The organism is Eggerthella timonensis (assembly GCF_900184265.1).
Taxonomy (GTDB): Bacteria; Actinomycetota; Coriobacteriia; order Coriobacteriales; family Eggerthellaceae; genus Eggerthella; species Eggerthella timonensis.
Genome location: NZ_FXXA01000002.1, coordinates 1,114,995 through 1,130,585 on the forward strand (window position 1 = coordinate 1,114,995; position 15,591 = coordinate 1,130,585).

Genomic DNA, 15,591 nt, shown 5'->3' on the forward strand with positions numbered 1-15,591 from the left:
CTTCCGCTCATGCAAGCAGCGGTCGAAGGAGGAGACCATGAGGGATGTTTCACGAAGGGGATTTTTGACGGGTGCGGTCGCAATAGGCGCGGGAGCCATGCTTACGACGGTCGGATGTGCCCCCGCGAAAGATGTTAGAGCAAAGGAGCCATCTGAAGGGGCTCGGGTACTCAAGGGGGCAGCTTCGGGCTTGAAGAGCGAGATCAAGGTGGCGGTCTCGTTGTCCGAAGACGGAGCGCTCGAAAGCGTCCACGTGCTGGAATCGGGCGATTCGCCGTTCATCTCGCATGCGGCTATCGAGGGCATCACGAGAGCTATGGTGGAGCGGCAATCGCTGAACGTTGATGCCGTGTCGGGCGCGACGTGGAGCAGCCAGGGCATCATGGACGCGGCTAAGAACGCGCTCGACGAGGCAGGTGTCGACATATCGCCTTTCATGGGGGCTCCGACGTCGGAAGTCGTGGCGGGCGACGACGTGGACTGCGACGTGCTGGTGATCGGGGGAGGTGCGGCGGGGCTGTGCGCCGCCTTGGCCGCTCGTACGGATGAGGTCATGTCTCCCGGAGCCGACAGCGGGTTGAACGTGGTGCTGGTCGAGCAGCTCGGGTACACGGGTGGATGCATTCGCGTATCCGATTGCATGATCCTCGCGCTGAACGGCACGCGGTACAACGAGGCGGTGGGATCGCAGAGCCCCACGGGCGAGCTCATTGCGTTCACGAAGGAAAACGACGCTCAAGGATACATGAACGAGATCCTGTTCGCGAAGGTGCTCGATGGAACGGGGCCGGTCACACGCGCTCTCGCTGATCGAGGCCTCTACATGCCCGTGAGCGATGCGCTCGGAAAGACAGAGCCTGTGTGCGGTCTTCCGTCTGCCTTGTGGACGGTTCGCGACCCGGTGACGGGCGATAATGCCGCCCAGGTGCCGGATGCGAACGGCTATGTTCATGGCTCGAATGCGGGCGGTCCGTACCTGGCGCAATCCCTCGAATTCGCGGTCCTCGATGCGAACGTCGATATACGGAAAAGCACGCAGGTGGAAGAACTGGTCGTCGAGGGTTCGACGGTGACTGGCGTGAAGGTGGTCGACAAGGCGAACCGCCTTGCCTATACGATTCGTCCGAAGCGCATCATTCTCGCCACCGGCTGTCTCGGAGCTCATGGCGAACGCATGAAAAAGTATGTGCCCAGTGCGGAGGGCGCCGTTCATTTCGGTTGCGCGGGAACGACCGGCGACGGCATCGCATGGGTCGAAGATGCGGGCGGTGTCGTGCTCGACGGAAAAGTGCATTACCAGCCTGGCCCTGACGGTCGCGTCGGACATTACGGAAAGACCGCGATCCTGCAGAACTATGCTCCGTGCGTAATGGTGAACGTCGAGGGCAAGCGTTTCTTCAACGAGGCTGAACGCAGCCGCGCCGTGGCGAACAAAACCTATATCGCGCAGCCGGACAATAAGGTGTTCGGCATCGTGAGCGGCAAGGCGGTCGAGCAATTTCAGGACGAGCTGACTTTCGCCTGCAACCGAGGCGTCGCTTGGAAGGCGGACGATCTGGCCGCGCTCGCCGGGGCGGCGGGTATCGACGCCGACGGATTCGCAACGACCATCGAGGAATACCGAGCCGCGTATCAGGCAGGCGAGGGGGTCGACTTCGACACGGCGCACGGCGACATGGTGGAGATCGCGGAGAGCGGCCCATACTACGCGTTCCTCATGAGGACGCTGTACAACCTCGCAGACATCGGCGTCAAGGTGGACGAGTCGTTCGCGCCGATCAGGGAAGACGGAGCTCTCGTATTCGACAACTTGAAGGCGGCGGGTTCGGTGATCGTGTCGAACTATGGCTTCATGACGGGTGGTTTCTCCCATATGATGGCGCTCGTGTCGGGCACGCTTGTTGGTCACGCCGTTCGAGACGAGTTGCGTTAAAAATTTGGGTCGCATAAGCACCTCGAGCGCCGTCCGCACCCGCGGGCGGCGCTTTTTTGCGCACGGGGGAACGGACGGAAACGCTTCGCTTTCGGGAGTGGAGTGGCGTGATGGTGCGCGGGCCGGGCGCGTAGGATGGAACCATCATGCTGTCGACTTGGAGGACTCCCATGAACCGATTCTGCGCCGTTCGATCCCGCGCTTCGCGCCTGTTCGCCTGCGTTGCCGCGTCGATGCTGAGCTTGCTGCTGGTGCCGATGACGGCGTTCGCATCCACGCAGATCAGCGTGGAGGGAACATCGTACGACAAGGCCGCGTCCGGGCACGGCTCGGGCGGCGGGACGTGGGAGTGGGACGGTGCCGACGCGTTCGGGATGACCGACTACGTGGGCGGCAGGATCACGGCGAACGGCGCGCTCGACATCACGCTGACCGGCGAGAACGTGATCGACTACGACGCATCACGCGACGGAGGGAACACGGCTCTCGTTACCGGGTACGACGAGGGCGGCGCGCTCACCGTCGAAGGCGACGGCAGCTTGACCGTTAACGCCACGGCCGGCGAGGGCGACGTGCTGTACGGCGTCTACTCGTACGGCGATCTCGCAGTGGAGAACACGTCGGTCGAGGTCAACGTGACGTCGGATGGCGACGAGACGTCGGCAGTGGGAACGGCCTCGAGCGGCGCCACCCGTATCGACGGGTCGTCGGTTTCCGTGTCGGCCCAGGGCCCGGGCGGCTCGATGGGCATGACGGCGAACGAGGGCTTCGAGGCGAACGGCTCGCAGGTGGACGTGCGCGTCGACGCGACCGCGGGGTCGCCCGGGTTCGCGAACGGCATCAACACGATAGGGCTTTTCATCGCGAACGGCTCCGAGGTGAACGTCGAGGTGGAGGCGGCGGGCGATGCGGCTGGCATCTTCAGCTTCTCGAGCGACCGCTTCGCGATCGCTGACTCCACGGTGCGCGCCACGGCGGCCTCGTCCGAGGGGTTGGGCGTGGGCCTGCGCGCCGAGAACATGGAAGAGGGCGGCACGGTCAACCTGATCATGCGCCACGCGAACGTGCAAGCGAGCGGCTCAACGGCGGCCATCTGGGCGTACGGCCAGGTTCCCGGCAGCCGCATCACGCTGGAGCGCAGCTCGGTGGTGGCTCCCGCAGGCGGCGCCCCGCAGGCAATCGAAGTGGAAACGGATAGGTTCAAGATGACGTACGGCCAGGTCATTGGAACGGGGGCGGGCACGATCACCTCGCTGGATGATCCGGCCGTCGCGAAGGCCGTGGAGGTGCGGGCCGTCGATCCCACGCCTACGCCCACGCCGACGCCCGTGCCGCCGACGCCCCAGCCGTCTCCGACCCCTGCTTCCTCGGGCGGTTCCGGCGCGATCCTACCCGCCACCGGCGACGCCGCGCCCGGCGCGCTCGCGCTCGCGGGCGTTCTCGCGGCCGCGCTGGCCGCAGGCGCGCTCCTCGCCGTCAGGACGGTAGCGCGGAGACGCTCGGGTTCGCTTCGATGATGGCGTGCAGCTCGTCGATGTAGCGCAGCAGCAGGTCGCTCGGGCGGCGCTCGTTGTGCATGATGTAGCCCACCTGCATGGCTTCGTCCACATCGAGCGGAATGCTGGCGATGCCCGAGTGCATTTCGGCCGACAGCACGCCGGTTGACAGGGTGTAGCCGTTGTAGCTGGTCAGCAGGTTGGTGAGCGTGCCGCGATCCGAGATGCGGATGTTGCGCTTGTGCGGCAGGTGGCTGAGCGGCTCTTCGGAGTAGTAGAACGAGTTGGTGGTGCCCTGCTCGAACGAGTAGCGCGGATAGTCGGCCAGGTCGTCGGGACGCAGCAGCGTGGCGCCCGCCAGCGGGTGGTGCTCGCCCACGAACACGTGCACGCGCGCGTCGAACAGGGGAGCGTAGGCCACGTCGGCGTCGTCGAACGCCTTCTGCAGCACGCGCCGGTTGAAGTCGTCGGTGTACAGGATGCCCACCTCGCTGCGGAACGTGCGCACGTCGTCGATGATCTCGGCCGTGGTGCTCTCGCGCAGGATGAACTCGTACTCCTCGCCGACGCATTCCTCCACCACGTTCACGAACGCCTGCACGCTGAACGCGTAATGCTGCGTGGACACGGCCAGCCGCAGGTGGGTGGAGCCCTTGTCGGCGTAGCGCATCTCCAGCATGTCGGCCTGCTCGATCACCTGGCGCGCGTAGCCCAGCAGCTCGGTGCCGTCGTTCGTCAGCGTCACGCCGCGGTTGCTGCGCGTGAACACGGTGATGCCCAGTTCCTGCTCCAGCTCCTTGATGGCGGTGGACAGGTTCGACTGCGACGCGTACAGGTTTTGCGCCGCCGCGTTGATGGAGCCGTATTCCGCGATGGCGATGAGGTAGCGCAGCTGCTGCAGGGTCATGGGAGGTGCCTTCCGTGCTCGGGCGTCGAATCTTCGGGACGTCGGGCGGTTCGTTCGACGTTCTTTCCGCCATTTTACCCAGCTATCTGTTCGATAGATAGCAAACCATCAAAACATCGAATGACCCGGGAGGTTGTGTTTCGGCAGCGTTCGTGGTTTCATGCAATACGCTGCATTGCACGCGAAAAGCCCTGATAGCGAACGAATGTTTCACGTGAAACATTCCGAAGCTCAACTCGGCGGGGCGAACGTGCGGGCAGCGACGAAACCGCATGACGAACAAGGAGCAACCATGGCGAAGGACATCCCCTACGATCAGAAGTACTATGATCCGGAGATCGAATGCATGCCGCGGCCGGAGCTTGAGGCGCTGCAACTGCAACGCCTGAAGGACATGGTGGCCTACGCATACGACAACACCGTCTACTACCAGCGCGCGTTCGACGAGGCCGGCGTGAAGCCCGCCGACATCCAAACGCTCGACGACATCGCGAAGTTCCCCTTCTGCGACAAGAAAACCGAGCGCGAGACGCAGCACGTGGGAAGCTTCTTCGGCGAGATGTGCAGCGTGCCCGAAGAGGAGGTCATCTTCATGGCCACCTCGTCCGGCTCGACGGGCGTTCCCACGGTCAGCCCCTTCACGCAGGAGGACTTCGATCTGTGGCAGGACACCGAGGCGCGTCTGTTCTGGCAAGCGGGCATGCGCCCGAACGACCGCTACGTGCACGGCCTGAACTTCGCCCTGTACGTGGGCGGCCCCGACGTCATCGGCGCGCAGCGACTGGGCGCGCTGGCCATCTGGGTGGGCGCCGTGCCGTCCGACCGCCTGCTGTTCGTGCTGAAGCAGTACCAACCCACGGTCATCTGGACGTCGCCGTCCTACGCGTGGCATCTCGGCGAGATCGCGAAGGAGAAGGGCTTCGATCCCAAGACCGATTTCAACATCCACACCATCATCGTGGCTGGCGAGGCGGGCGGTTCCATCACATCGACGCGCGAGGCCATCGAGAACCTGTGGGGCGCGAAGGTCGTCGACTTCTATGGCCTGTCCGACATCTACGGCGCATGCGCAGCCGCCTGCGAGGCGCACGACGGCCTGCACATCGTGGAGGACCAGATCCTCGTGGAAACGGTGGACCCGACGACTGGCGAGGTGCTGGCGCCGGGCGAGACGGGCGAGCTCGTGTACACGACGCTGTGCAAGAAGGCCCGCCCGATGATCCGCTTCCGCACGGGCGACATCGGCTACGTGAGCACCGACACCTGCGAATGCGGCCGCACGCTGGCCCGCATCCACGTGACGGGCCGCAAGGACGAGATGTTCATCGTGGGCGCCGTCAACGTGTTCCCCAGCGACATCGAGTACGTGGTGCGCGGCCTGGACGGCCTCACGGGTGAGTACTCCATTCGCGTGTACGAGAAGAACTTCACCTGCAAGTACGAGGTGTCCGTCGAGCGTTCGCTCGGCAGCGACGAACCCTACGACGAGGTAGCGAGCCGCACCGAGGCTGCGCTCAAGGCGCACACGGGCGTGCGCCCGGCCAAGGTTATCGTGTATGATGCAGGCAAGCTGGGCACGTCGTCCGAACACAAGGCCTCGCGCTTCATCGACGAGCGCGGCTGCGTCACGCGATAGGAAAGGGACCATCTATGACCACTGAAACCACCTTCGCCGTTTCCGGCCAGCATTACCTGTTCAACGTGCAGACGTTCGCGCACACCGTGCTGGCGCTCGGCGGCGATTCCTTCCGCTATGCCCTACGCGACCGTACGACGCAGGGCGTCATCGACGACGTCGTCGACGGGAAGAGCGAGCTGGGCGTGCTGTTCGAGACGTCGGCCACGGCCGACGAGGTGAACGCCGCGCTCGACGCGGCGGGTCTCGAGTTCGTCGAACTCATCCAGTCGGCCCCGCGCGTCGCTCTGCCGAAGAGCCATCCGATGGTGAACGCCAGCGTCCTGACGCTCGAGGACATGGAAGACTTCCCGTACCTCTACTTCGAGCAGGACGAGGACGCGCCGGTCGCCTTCGCCGAGGAAGCGCTGGCCAGCGTGCCGCGCGCCAAGAGCATCGCGTGCACCGACCGCGCATCGCTGTCCGAGCTCATCGTGGCGCTCAACGGCTACACGGTGACGAGCGGCATCCTCGTGGGCATCTCCGACGGCGCGGGCCTCAACACCGTGCCGCTCGACACCGACGTGAAGCTGCACCTCGGCTACGTGGTGCGCAAGGGCGAAGCGCTCAGCGACATCGGTCAGCGATTCGTCGACACTCTCAAGAAGAACCTCGAGAAGTACGCGCGGTTCTAGGAAGCATCCCCTCGCAACGTGAAGCGCCCCTCCTTTGAGGGGCGCTTTTTGCGCCACCGAAGAGAGGCGCTCGATGCGCGATGCCGTGCAACACGTACGGATGTTTCACGTGAAACATCGGAAACCGCAGCTTTGCTCATCGCGGGGTTGATCAAGCGCTGCGTGAAGCCGTGTCCTGCTTGAAACCGACAGGCTACTGAAGTAACGGGTCGTCGTCTTCGTCGAGCGCACGGTGCCTGCCGGCCAAGTCGAGGGCGTCGTCGCTGATGGGCGGCGCGCCGTGAGCGCCCCACTTCGCGCGTACCTGCTCGCGGCGGGCGCGCTCGGCACGCGCCTCGCTGGGACGCATTGGCCGGGGCATCTCGGCCGTTGCCGTCTTTTCGTGCGAGAGCGCCATGCGGATGCGCATGTATTCCCAGATCAGCAGCACGAACAGGATGCACATCACGATGAGGTAGCCGATCACGGCACCGGGCAGCCCGGTGAAGTTCACCAGCAGGATGGGCACGAACAACGCGAATCCGAACGTGATCACGTACAGTTTCGTGACGGAGCGCTGCTGGCGCAGCACGGTGATCACTTGGTACAGGAAGTCGATCGCCGCCGTCACGCCGCCCGCTGCCAGCATGATGTAGCATAGCCCGCGGAATTGCTCGAAGTCCACGCCGTACAAGAAGCTCATCACGGGAATGCCGATCCATGCCATGGCAAGCGCCGTGACGCCGGTGACCGCGACGATGACCGCCATGATCACGACGATGATCAGGTCGAACCGCTTGCGCTTCGCAGGGTCGGCCCACACGTTCGCCATCTTCACGAGCAGCGGCTTGTAGATGAACCCGACGGTCAGCAGGATGCCCTGCGCGGGGAAGTACAGCGCGTTGAAGTACAGCTGGTTGTCGTAGCTCAGCACGCCTTCCATCACGAACTTCGGCATGTTGTCGATGAACGCGTACAAGAACAGCGCGATGAACAGGGGAAAGCACTGTTTGAACAGCTCGACGATGCTGCCGACGTTCCAACGTTTCGACCTTGGCGTCTCGAACATGGCCAGCGGGAACGTGAGCACGATGAAGGTGGCGAACGCCGCGACGGCCATGACGATGCACGAAACCGCGAGGTTGCGCGTGACGAGCAGGCACAGAGAGAACACCACGAGCACCACGACGGAGCGGAACGCCTGCGACACGCCCGACAGGTACAGCTTGTCCACCTGCTGCAATCGTCCTTCGTACACGTCGGCCAGGCCGTCCACCATCTTGTAGAGGTACACGCCCAGGCTGATGGTGAACATCTGGCTCTCGTAGCCGCGCACCATGCAGTACACCACGCCGACGAGCACCATGAACTCGCAGGTGATCCAGCGGTTGATCTGGTAATCCGAGAACGAATGCTCCTCGGTCACATCGGACACCTGGTAGGTACGAACGCCGTAGTTGGCCAGGATCATGAGCAGCGTGCCGGTGACGAACGCGAGTGAGAACATGCCCGCCTGCTCGACGCCCACGAGCTGCGTGACCACGACGGTGAGGATGGGAAACACCATGCCCCATGCGCCCACGCCCACCGTGTTCCACACGTAGTCGCGGGTGGTGCGGTGCGCGGCGTACTCTTCCTCCTGGTCGGCCAGCGAGCGTTCGGACACCGCTCCCAGCAGCCGGTTGCACCAACGGTTGACTTGTCGCGTGATGAAGTTGGGCTTGCGGGGCTTGCTCCCGGCTGCCTCGCGGCGCTCGCGCGAAGACGCCCCAAGAAACGGCGTCGTGTCGGACGGTGCGGACCCGCCTTCGGCGAGGTCTTCCGGATGCTCAAGGTCTTCGCGGTGCTTTGCGTGCAGCCCCTCGGCCTGCTCTTTTTTGAACGTGAAGCGCGCCATGCTGTGCTTCTCAGCCCCTTCTCGAACCAAGTCGTGTTTTGAAAAGTATAGTTCATCATGGCGTGGATGGACGAGATACACAGCAACGGTAGAAGACCGCGCGAGGAAGAGGTCGTGAGCCGTCAAGTCGCAAAAATCGCCGCTGGGGCGATTTTTGTGACTCGCGATGACTTTTCCGTGGATACGCGCCCGTGCCTCTCGCCGACCGTGCACCTGTTGGCGCAGCTCGTGAAGGGGCGGATCTTCAGGTATGTCAACCGTAGCGTGCAGACGTAGCGCCCCGCCGCCTCGTGGGCGGTATGTTTCACGTGAAACATCTGTACGAGCGGGTCGCCATCCCGTGAGCTGCTTCTCGGAACCGGGATCGGCGGAACGGCAGCGCTATATGTGGCAAAATCGGGTTTTTGGCAGTCTTCGCACTCCTTTTCGAGATGCTTTCGTGCAAAACCCCAGGTCGCCAATTCTCGCGACCGGGAAGCAGCGTCTCCGATCGCCTCCGAATTGCCAAAAACCCGCTTTTGCCACACATCGAGCTCCCTCCGCGTGCACGTGAGAGCCCCTCGATTTTGTCATGGCTGACGATTCGCGCCCAGAATCGTGACAGCCTCCTCGGGGTAAAGGGACGCATCAGCCGCGCCGGTCTCTTGGGAGAACGCCTGCGCCCTCACCCGCAAGGCTGCGTCTTCTTGGCCGAGCTTGATGTGCTGTTTGGCCGTCAACGTGCGCGCTTTGGCCGGTGCGCGCCGCGCCGCTGCGCATGCGAGCGCTATACTTGCATGACCAACGTGCGAAGATGCGAAGGGGAGAGTTCATGATCGAGATACTATGGCACGGCCGAGGCGGCCAGGGTGCCTTTACGGCGGCACGGCTGCTGGGCGCGGCGGCATCGCTTGACGCGGGTGCGCATGCGCTGGCATTTCCGTCGTTCGGCCCCGAGCGGCGCGGGGCGCCGATGCGGGCGTTCGCGAAGCTGTCCGACCAGCCCATCGGAGATCGCAGCGCGGTGTCCCAAGCCGACTACGTCATCTACCTCGATGACACGCTGCTGGGCGCGGGCTGGGAAAACGAGCTGAAGCCCGACGGCGTCGTGCTGGTGAACAGCACGCGCGCGTTCGACGACGAGCGGATCGTCGCGCTCGATGCCGACGGCATCTCGGCCGCTATTCTGGGTCGGCCGATTCCGAACACGGTGTTCCTCGGCGCGCTGTCGGCGCTGTGCGACCGCGTGAGCGTCGAGAACGTGCAGGAGGCCATCCGTCAGTACATGCCGGCGAAGCTGCATGCGAAGAACATCGCGATCGTGGAGGCGGCTCGGGAAGCGATGACGACGGCCTGTGCGTCCTGCGCAACGGGCGTTGTTCCTGGGTCCGCCGCCCCTGGCTCCTGCGTGGAGGGCGATTCGGGTCTATCCGACGAACCCCTCGCGTCGCACGCCGAAGGAGCTCGCAGGCCTGCCGTCCATATTCCCACCCTTCGCTCCGGCGCGCTCGACCCTTCCGATTTCGCGCATTCCACGTGCTTCGAGGCGGGCTATCTCACGGTGAAGAACGCCGGGTGGCGCAACCAGCGCCCCGTGATCGACGCCGCGTCGTGCACGGGATGCCTCCAGTGCTACCTGTACTGTCCCGACGGCACCGTGTACAAGGTTCCGCCGGCTTATCAGCCGACGGAACCAGCCGGCACTGCGGCTTCCCGCAGCACCCGATCCGCGGCCGCTGGCGAAGGCTCGCGTGCCCAAGCACGCCACGCCTCCGCCATCGACCCCAGCTCGGGCACTGCGGAAACCCTCGCTGACGTCGTAGGGCCTGCGGTAGCGCCCGCGCCGGTGGCCATCGACCTCGACTTCTGCAAGGGATGCGGCATCTGCGCGAAGGCGTGCGCGTTCGGTTCCATCACGATGATCCCTGAAAGCGAGGCGGATGCTCGATGAAACGGTTCCTTTCCGGCGACGAGGCGTTTGCCGAGGGCGTGCGCCTGGCGCGCCCGCAGGTGATTTCCGCGTACCCCATCACGCCGCAGACGGTGGTGGTGGAGCGCCTGAGCGAGATGGTGGAGGACGGATCGTTGACGGCCGAGTACGTGCATGTGGAATCCGAGCACTCGGCGCTGTCGTGCGCCATCGGCGCGTCGGCCACAGGCGCGCGCACGTTCACGGCCACGTCGAGCCAGGGTCTGCTGTACATGGCCGAGTGCCTGACCTACGCGTCGGGCGGCCGGTTCCCCATCGTCATGATGAACGCGAACCGCGCCACGGCGCTCCCTTGGAACATCTACGGCGACCAGCGCGACTCGCTGGCGCTGCTCGACCATGGCTGGATCCAGGTGTACGCCGAAGACAACCAGGAGGCGCTCGACCTGGCGCTCATGGCCTACGCCGTGGCCGAGGACGCGCGCGTGGCCACGCCGGTGATGGTGAACCTCGACGGCTTCGCGCTCACGCACACCTACGAGACGGTGGACGTGCCCGAGCCGGCCGAGGCCGACGCGTTCCTGCCGCCCTACGAGCCCGCGGGCAACCGGTTCGACTTCGAGAACCCGGTGAACATCGGCTTCTCGGCCGGTCCCGAGTACAACCGCTACTTCAAGTACTGGGAGCACCGCGACATGCTCGATGCGCCTGCCGTGGTCGCGCAGGTGGAGGAGCGGTTCGCGGAAGCGTTCGGTCGTCGGTACTCCGGTATGATCGAGACGCTGAGCTGCGACGACGCCGATGTGATCCTCGTGACGCTCGGGTCGGCGGCCGGGCTCGTGCGCTCGGTGGTGCGCGAGTTGCGCGCCCAGGGAGTTCGTGCGGGCATGCTGCGCATCCGCTACCTGCGCCCCATGCCGGGCGCGCTCATCGCCGAGGCGCTGCGCGGCGCGAAGGCCGTGGGCGTGCTGGAGAAGGACGTGTCGTTCGGTGCCGAGGGCACCGTGTTCACGAACGTGAACTCCGCGCTGCAGCAGGCGGCCGTGGGGGTGCCCACCTACAACTTCGTGGGCGGCCTGGGCGGCGATGACATATCCGAGACACAGGCGACGGGCATGTTCGCCATGCTTGCGCAGGCGGCCGAGGGCGTCGACCTGCCCCGCGTGTCGTTCCTCGGCATCGATTCGCCCGCCGACGCGCTGGGCGCTGCCGAGAAGGAGGAGAAGTAACCATGGCCGTGAATGCCAAGACCATTTCCAACGACGAGTTCTTCTTCGGCCACAAGGCGTGCGCCGGCTGCGGCGGTTCGCTCGCCGTGCGCGCGGCGCTCAAGGTGCTGGGGCCGAATGCGGTGTGCGCGCTGCCTGCGGGCTGCATGAGCGCCGTCGGCTTCAACTTCCCGCAGCTCAGCTTCGCCAACAACGCGATAATCACGCCGTTCGCCGCAACAGCCAGCGTGCTGACCGGCATCGAGGCTGGCCTGCGCGCCCAGGGCAAGAAGCCCGACGACTGCACGGTGGTGGGCTTCGCGGGCGACGGCGGCACGGCCGACATCGGCATCCAGGCGCTGTCGGGCGCCATCGACCGCAACGACGACGTGCTGTACATCTGCTACGACAACGAGGCGTACATGAACACGGGCATCCAGAAGAGCTCGCTTACGCCGTTCGGCGCGAAGACCACCACCACGCCGGCAGGTTCGAACATGCACGGCTGCCTGACGCAGAAGAAGAACATGTTCGAGATCGTGGCCGCGCACGGCATCCCGTATGCGGCCACCGCGTCCATCGGCTACCTCAACGACTTCATCCGCAAGGTGGAGCACGCCGCTGCCATCCGCGGCACGAAGTACATCCACGTGATGGCGCCGTGCCCGACTGGGTGGGGCTGCGACGTGGACGAGACGGTGGACATCTCGAAGGACATCGTCGACTGCGGCCTGTGGTACCTGGCCGAGTATGAGTGCGGCGCGTTCAAGCTGAACCGCAACCCGCGCGAATTCGCCAGCGTCGAGGCCTACCTGCGCCGCCAAGGCCGCTTCAAGGCCCTCACCGACGAGGATGTCGCCAGCGTGGTTGCCGCGCGCGACGCGAAATGGGAGGTCATGCGCAGGGATTGGGCGTAGAGCCGCCGTCGATGCACTGCTGGAAGGGGCGCCGTTCGAGGATGGCGCCCCTTTTTTGTGCCGATGCTTTCATGATGGTCGATCATATGATATACTTATTTCAATCAAAAGATAGATACTATCGGAGGCAGATATGTCGAATGAACTGACGCCGCGAGACATCAAACGCATTCGGGAGAAGTACGGGCTGACGCAGCAGGGGTTCGCTCGCTTGCTGGGGCTCGGCGAGGCGAGCGTCGTGCGCTACGAGAACGGGCAAAAGCCCAGCAAGGCGAACGCGAACCTCATACGCGCCGCGGACGATCCCGCGTTCATGCGGGGTTGCCTCGAGCGGGACGGAGAGCTGCTGACGAAAAGCCAGCGGGACAAAACCGAGAAGATCGTGTACGCGCTGGTTTCCTTCGACGAGGACGGGGACATCATGGACATCAACGAGATATACGAGATCACGCTGCAGCAGGAAGTGCTCAACGAGCAAGCTGCACAGTTAGCAGGGAAGACTTCGAACCTTCTTATTGCCGCACGGAAAAAGGGCGATAAGGTTGCAACGTTAGTGTATGAAGACGCTCTCAAGCAGCTTGCGCAGATTATGCCGAGCATCACATATCGAGAAAACTCCAACAGGATACGGTTAGCTGAGCTTAAAGGAAGAATCGATTGCTTAATCAATCTCGTACATGGATGCGATGCGAGAGCCGCATGACATGACGAACATAGAAGATTACTCTGATCAAGAATTTTGTGAAGGGCTTCAGTCGATTGTGCAGCTGCTTGTATCCAACGCCCGCATAACGGTGAGGGATGATCCGAGGGCAGTTCTGTTGGGTGGACAAAGCGGCTCGGGAAAAACCATGCTGCATCGTTTGTGTCGGGATGAGTTCGATCAGAACATTGTCATCGTTAACGGCGATGATTATCGCGGCTATCATCCTCGATTCGATCAGATCAGCGCGCAATACGGGATCGATGCCCCGGCTCATACGGCTGCATGGGCCGGCCGGATGGTCGAGGCGGTCATCGACGCCCTTTCTATTATGGGGTACAACCTCGTCATCGAGGGGACGCTGCGCACCTCCGACGTTCCCCTCAGAACGGCGGCGTTTTTGCGCGGTCGCGGATACGGTGTGTCGCTGGCGCTCATGGCGGTGAAACCCGAGATATCGCTGGTCAGCTGTCAGCTGCGCTACGAGCAGATGCGCATCGCGGGCACGGAGCCGCGCGCGGTCGACCCTGCGCACCACCTTTTGATCGTAGAGAGCATCGTCGACAACCTGAAGGTGCTCGAGGATTCCGGCATGTTCGACAGCGTCGATCTCTACAGTCGCAGCGAGCGCTGCCTGTTCTCCAGCGCAGACGGCGAGGGACGCGCGAGCGACGCGCTCCGGGACATTTTGTTCGGCGACTGGACCGAAGAGGAACGCAAGCACCAAGCATACCTCGAGCAGCGACTCGAAGAAGCGAAGGCGCGCGGCTAGCTTCCCGGTTCCGGGTCGAACGAATCCACGAGATCGATGAGGTCCTGCTTCTTGTGCACGTCGAGCTTGGCGTAGATGCGCTTCGAGTGCATGCGTACGGTGTTCTCGGAGATCACGAGCTCTTCGGCGATGCGCACCACGGTCTTGCCGCGCACGATGTGCTCCATGACCTCGGCTTCGCGCGCGCTCAGCCGGAATTCCTGACGGATGCGCGCCACCTGTTTGGAGATACGATCCTGATAGACGGGCTCGCCGACGGCATGCTTGCGTGCGGGACGGGACGTTCCCTCCCGCCTGAAAGCGGCGTCGGGCAGCGGTCCCAATGACACGAGCTCGACGTCCGGCACTGAGCCCCGTACCCCTCGCAGCGCGCTGTGGAAGCCGCCTTGCCCGAAGAAGTACATGAATCCCAGCAGGTACCCGGCGCCGAGCGCCACCACGGCATGCGACGAGAGGCCTGGGATGGCCACCTGCCCCGCAAGCGTTCCGCCGATGAATCCCGCGTCGTGCAGGGCGTACACCACGCCGCCGAAGAACCCGTACACGAACACGGGGTTCGTCCCGTGGTCGCGCGACGACTGGGCGCACTGGATCATCATGAGCATGATGGTGACGCTGTACGCCGCGTACAGGATGGCCGCAAGCCAGCGAGCGTATACGTCGCCCAAAAACGGCAGCAGCACGAAACCGGTGATGATCACCGGAAACACGATGCGGAACAGCGAAACCACGTTGAGCCGGACGCTCTTGAATTGCCACAAGACAAGAAACGCGACCGCCGTGACCAGCGACGCGCCCATGGAAAGCGCGTTCACGAGCGAGCCTATGGAAGGGTCGTCGATGGCGAGCGCCCGGATGAGCCCCGCGCACAGCCCGAGCGACCCTACGCACAGCGCCGGGCGCGCAAGGGTGGAGATCGCCTGACGGTACACGTCCCTGTTCTTCTTCGGCACGTCTTCGAACATGGGTTGGTCGAAATTGATCTCGCGGCTCTTCAGCGATATCGCCAGCGCGAAAAACGGCATGATGACCAGCGGGATAAGGTACACGGTGACGGCGCGGGGGATGAGATGCAGCGCGAAGTACAGCACCGAGGCGTACGCGGTTCCCAGTATGAGGTCGTGGTTGCCCGTGTCGGAGTCCTGGCTGGCGAACAGGCGCTGCCACAGCATGTAGAACCCGGCCGACCCCACGCCGATGAACCCGCCGCCCGCGATGACGAGGGGCATCATCCATGCGTCCAGGTACATCGAGCCGATGAGGCAGAACCATCCCAGCAGATACGGCACGGCCGACAGCCTGACGATGAAAAATCGCGTGGGCCCGGGCATGTGGTACGAGCCCACCACGCTCAGGAAGAAGCAGCCGGCGAACACGAGCGACTGAACGAGGAAGAACCAGAACAGCGTTTGCGGCTCCTGCATCTTCATCGGCAGGAACGGGAACACGCCGCCCCATGCGCCGGCGGCGTTCACGGCAAGGAACGACGCGTAGCCGAACAGCGTGGTATTCGGTTTGAAAGCGCGCAGTACGGTCGCCGCGTTCATTATGATCCTCCCC

12 protein-coding genes are annotated in these 15,591 nt (G+C 64.0%); 9 read left to right on the forward strand and 3 right to left on the reverse strand.

The window, feature by feature from the left end:
• Positions 1–190: 190 nt before the first annotated feature.
• Together C1A15_RS04620 and C1A15_RS16810 are read left to right on the forward strand one after the other, a co-directional pair.
• Positions 191–1,933 carry an FAD-binding protein gene (locus tag C1A15_RS04620; RefSeq protein WP_180952996.1) on the forward strand — a complete coding sequence of 581 codons (1,743 nt, stop codon included), beginning with the start codon at positions 191–193 and terminating at the stop codon, positions 1,931–1,933.
• Between the two features lie 170 nt (positions 1,934–2,103).
• Positions 2,104–3,450, forward strand: a complete 1,347-nt coding sequence (locus tag C1A15_RS16810) for an LPXTG cell wall anchor domain-containing protein (protein ID WP_146001808.1) — start codon at positions 2,104–2,106, stop codon at positions 3,448–3,450.
• On the opposite strand, the gene C1A15_RS04630 is transcribed toward C1A15_RS16810, so the two are convergent.
• Entirely contained in the window at positions 3,410–4,336 is a 927-nt protein-coding gene (locus C1A15_RS04630; protein WP_101721474.1) for a LysR family transcriptional regulator, read from the reverse strand. The genes C1A15_RS16810 and C1A15_RS04630 overlap by 41 nt on opposite strands.
• 292 nt (positions 4,337–4,628) lie before the next feature.
• Here C1A15_RS04630 and C1A15_RS04635 point away from each other — a divergent pair, with 292 nt between their 5' ends.
• Complete coding sequence (locus C1A15_RS04635; RefSeq protein ID WP_101721475.1) at positions 4,629–5,972, forward strand: phenylacetate--CoA ligase family protein; 1,344 nt, start codon at positions 4,629–4,631, stop codon at positions 5,970–5,972.
• Positions 5,973–5,986: 14 nt separating this feature from the next.
• Positions 5,987–6,646: a LysR family transcriptional regulator substrate-binding protein gene (locus C1A15_RS04640; RefSeq protein ID WP_101721476.1), complete on the forward strand. Its 660-nt coding sequence runs from the start codon at positions 5,987–5,989 to the stop codon at positions 6,644–6,646.
• A gap of 193 nt (positions 6,647–6,839) precedes the next feature.
• Here the strand turns inward: C1A15_RS04640 and C1A15_RS04645 are convergent, their stop codons facing one another.
• The gene (locus C1A15_RS04645; protein WP_245864916.1) at positions 6,840–8,522 is read right to left on the reverse strand and encodes a lipopolysaccharide biosynthesis protein; all 1,683 of its coding nucleotides are present in this window, start codon (positions 8,520–8,522) and stop codon (positions 6,840–6,842) included.
• Positions 8,523–9,333: 811 nt separating this feature from the next.
• Here C1A15_RS04645 and C1A15_RS04650 point away from each other — a divergent pair.
• From C1A15_RS04650 to C1A15_RS04670, 5 genes are all read left to right on the forward strand, one after another.
• The gene (locus C1A15_RS04650) at positions 9,334–10,452 is read left to right on the forward strand and encodes a 2-oxoacid:acceptor oxidoreductase family protein (protein WP_101721477.1); all 1,119 of its coding nucleotides are present in this window, start codon (positions 9,334–9,336) and stop codon (positions 10,450–10,452) included.
• Positions 10,449–11,660 (forward strand): transketolase C-terminal domain-containing protein, encoded by a 1,212-nt coding sequence (locus C1A15_RS04655; protein WP_101721478.1) that lies wholly within the window; start codon positions 10,449–10,451, stop codon positions 11,658–11,660. Before C1A15_RS04650 ends, C1A15_RS04655 begins: the two co-directional genes overlap by 4 nt.
• A 2-nt stretch (positions 11,661–11,662) precedes the next feature.
• Complete coding sequence (locus C1A15_RS04660) at positions 11,663–12,556, forward strand: thiamine pyrophosphate-dependent enzyme (protein WP_101721479.1); 894 nt, start codon at positions 11,663–11,665, stop codon at positions 12,554–12,556.
• Positions 12,557–12,689: 133 nt separating this feature from the next.
• Positions 12,690–13,259, forward strand: a complete 570-nt coding sequence (locus tag C1A15_RS04665) for a helix-turn-helix domain-containing protein (RefSeq protein ID WP_101721480.1) — start codon at positions 12,690–12,692, stop codon at positions 13,257–13,259.
• A gap of 1 nt (position 13,260) precedes the next feature.
• On the forward strand, positions 13,261–14,031 hold the full coding sequence (locus C1A15_RS04670; protein ID WP_101723698.1) for a zeta toxin family protein: 771 nt from the start codon (positions 13,261–13,263) through the stop codon (positions 14,029–14,031).
• Here the strand turns inward: C1A15_RS04670 and C1A15_RS04675 are convergent.
• Complete coding sequence (locus tag C1A15_RS04675; RefSeq protein ID WP_101721481.1) at positions 14,028–15,578, reverse strand: helix-turn-helix transcriptional regulator; 1,551 nt, start codon at positions 15,576–15,578, stop codon at positions 14,028–14,030. The two genes, C1A15_RS04670 and C1A15_RS04675, sit on opposite strands and share 4 nt — an antisense overlap.
• Positions 15,579–15,591 lie beyond the last annotated feature (13 nt).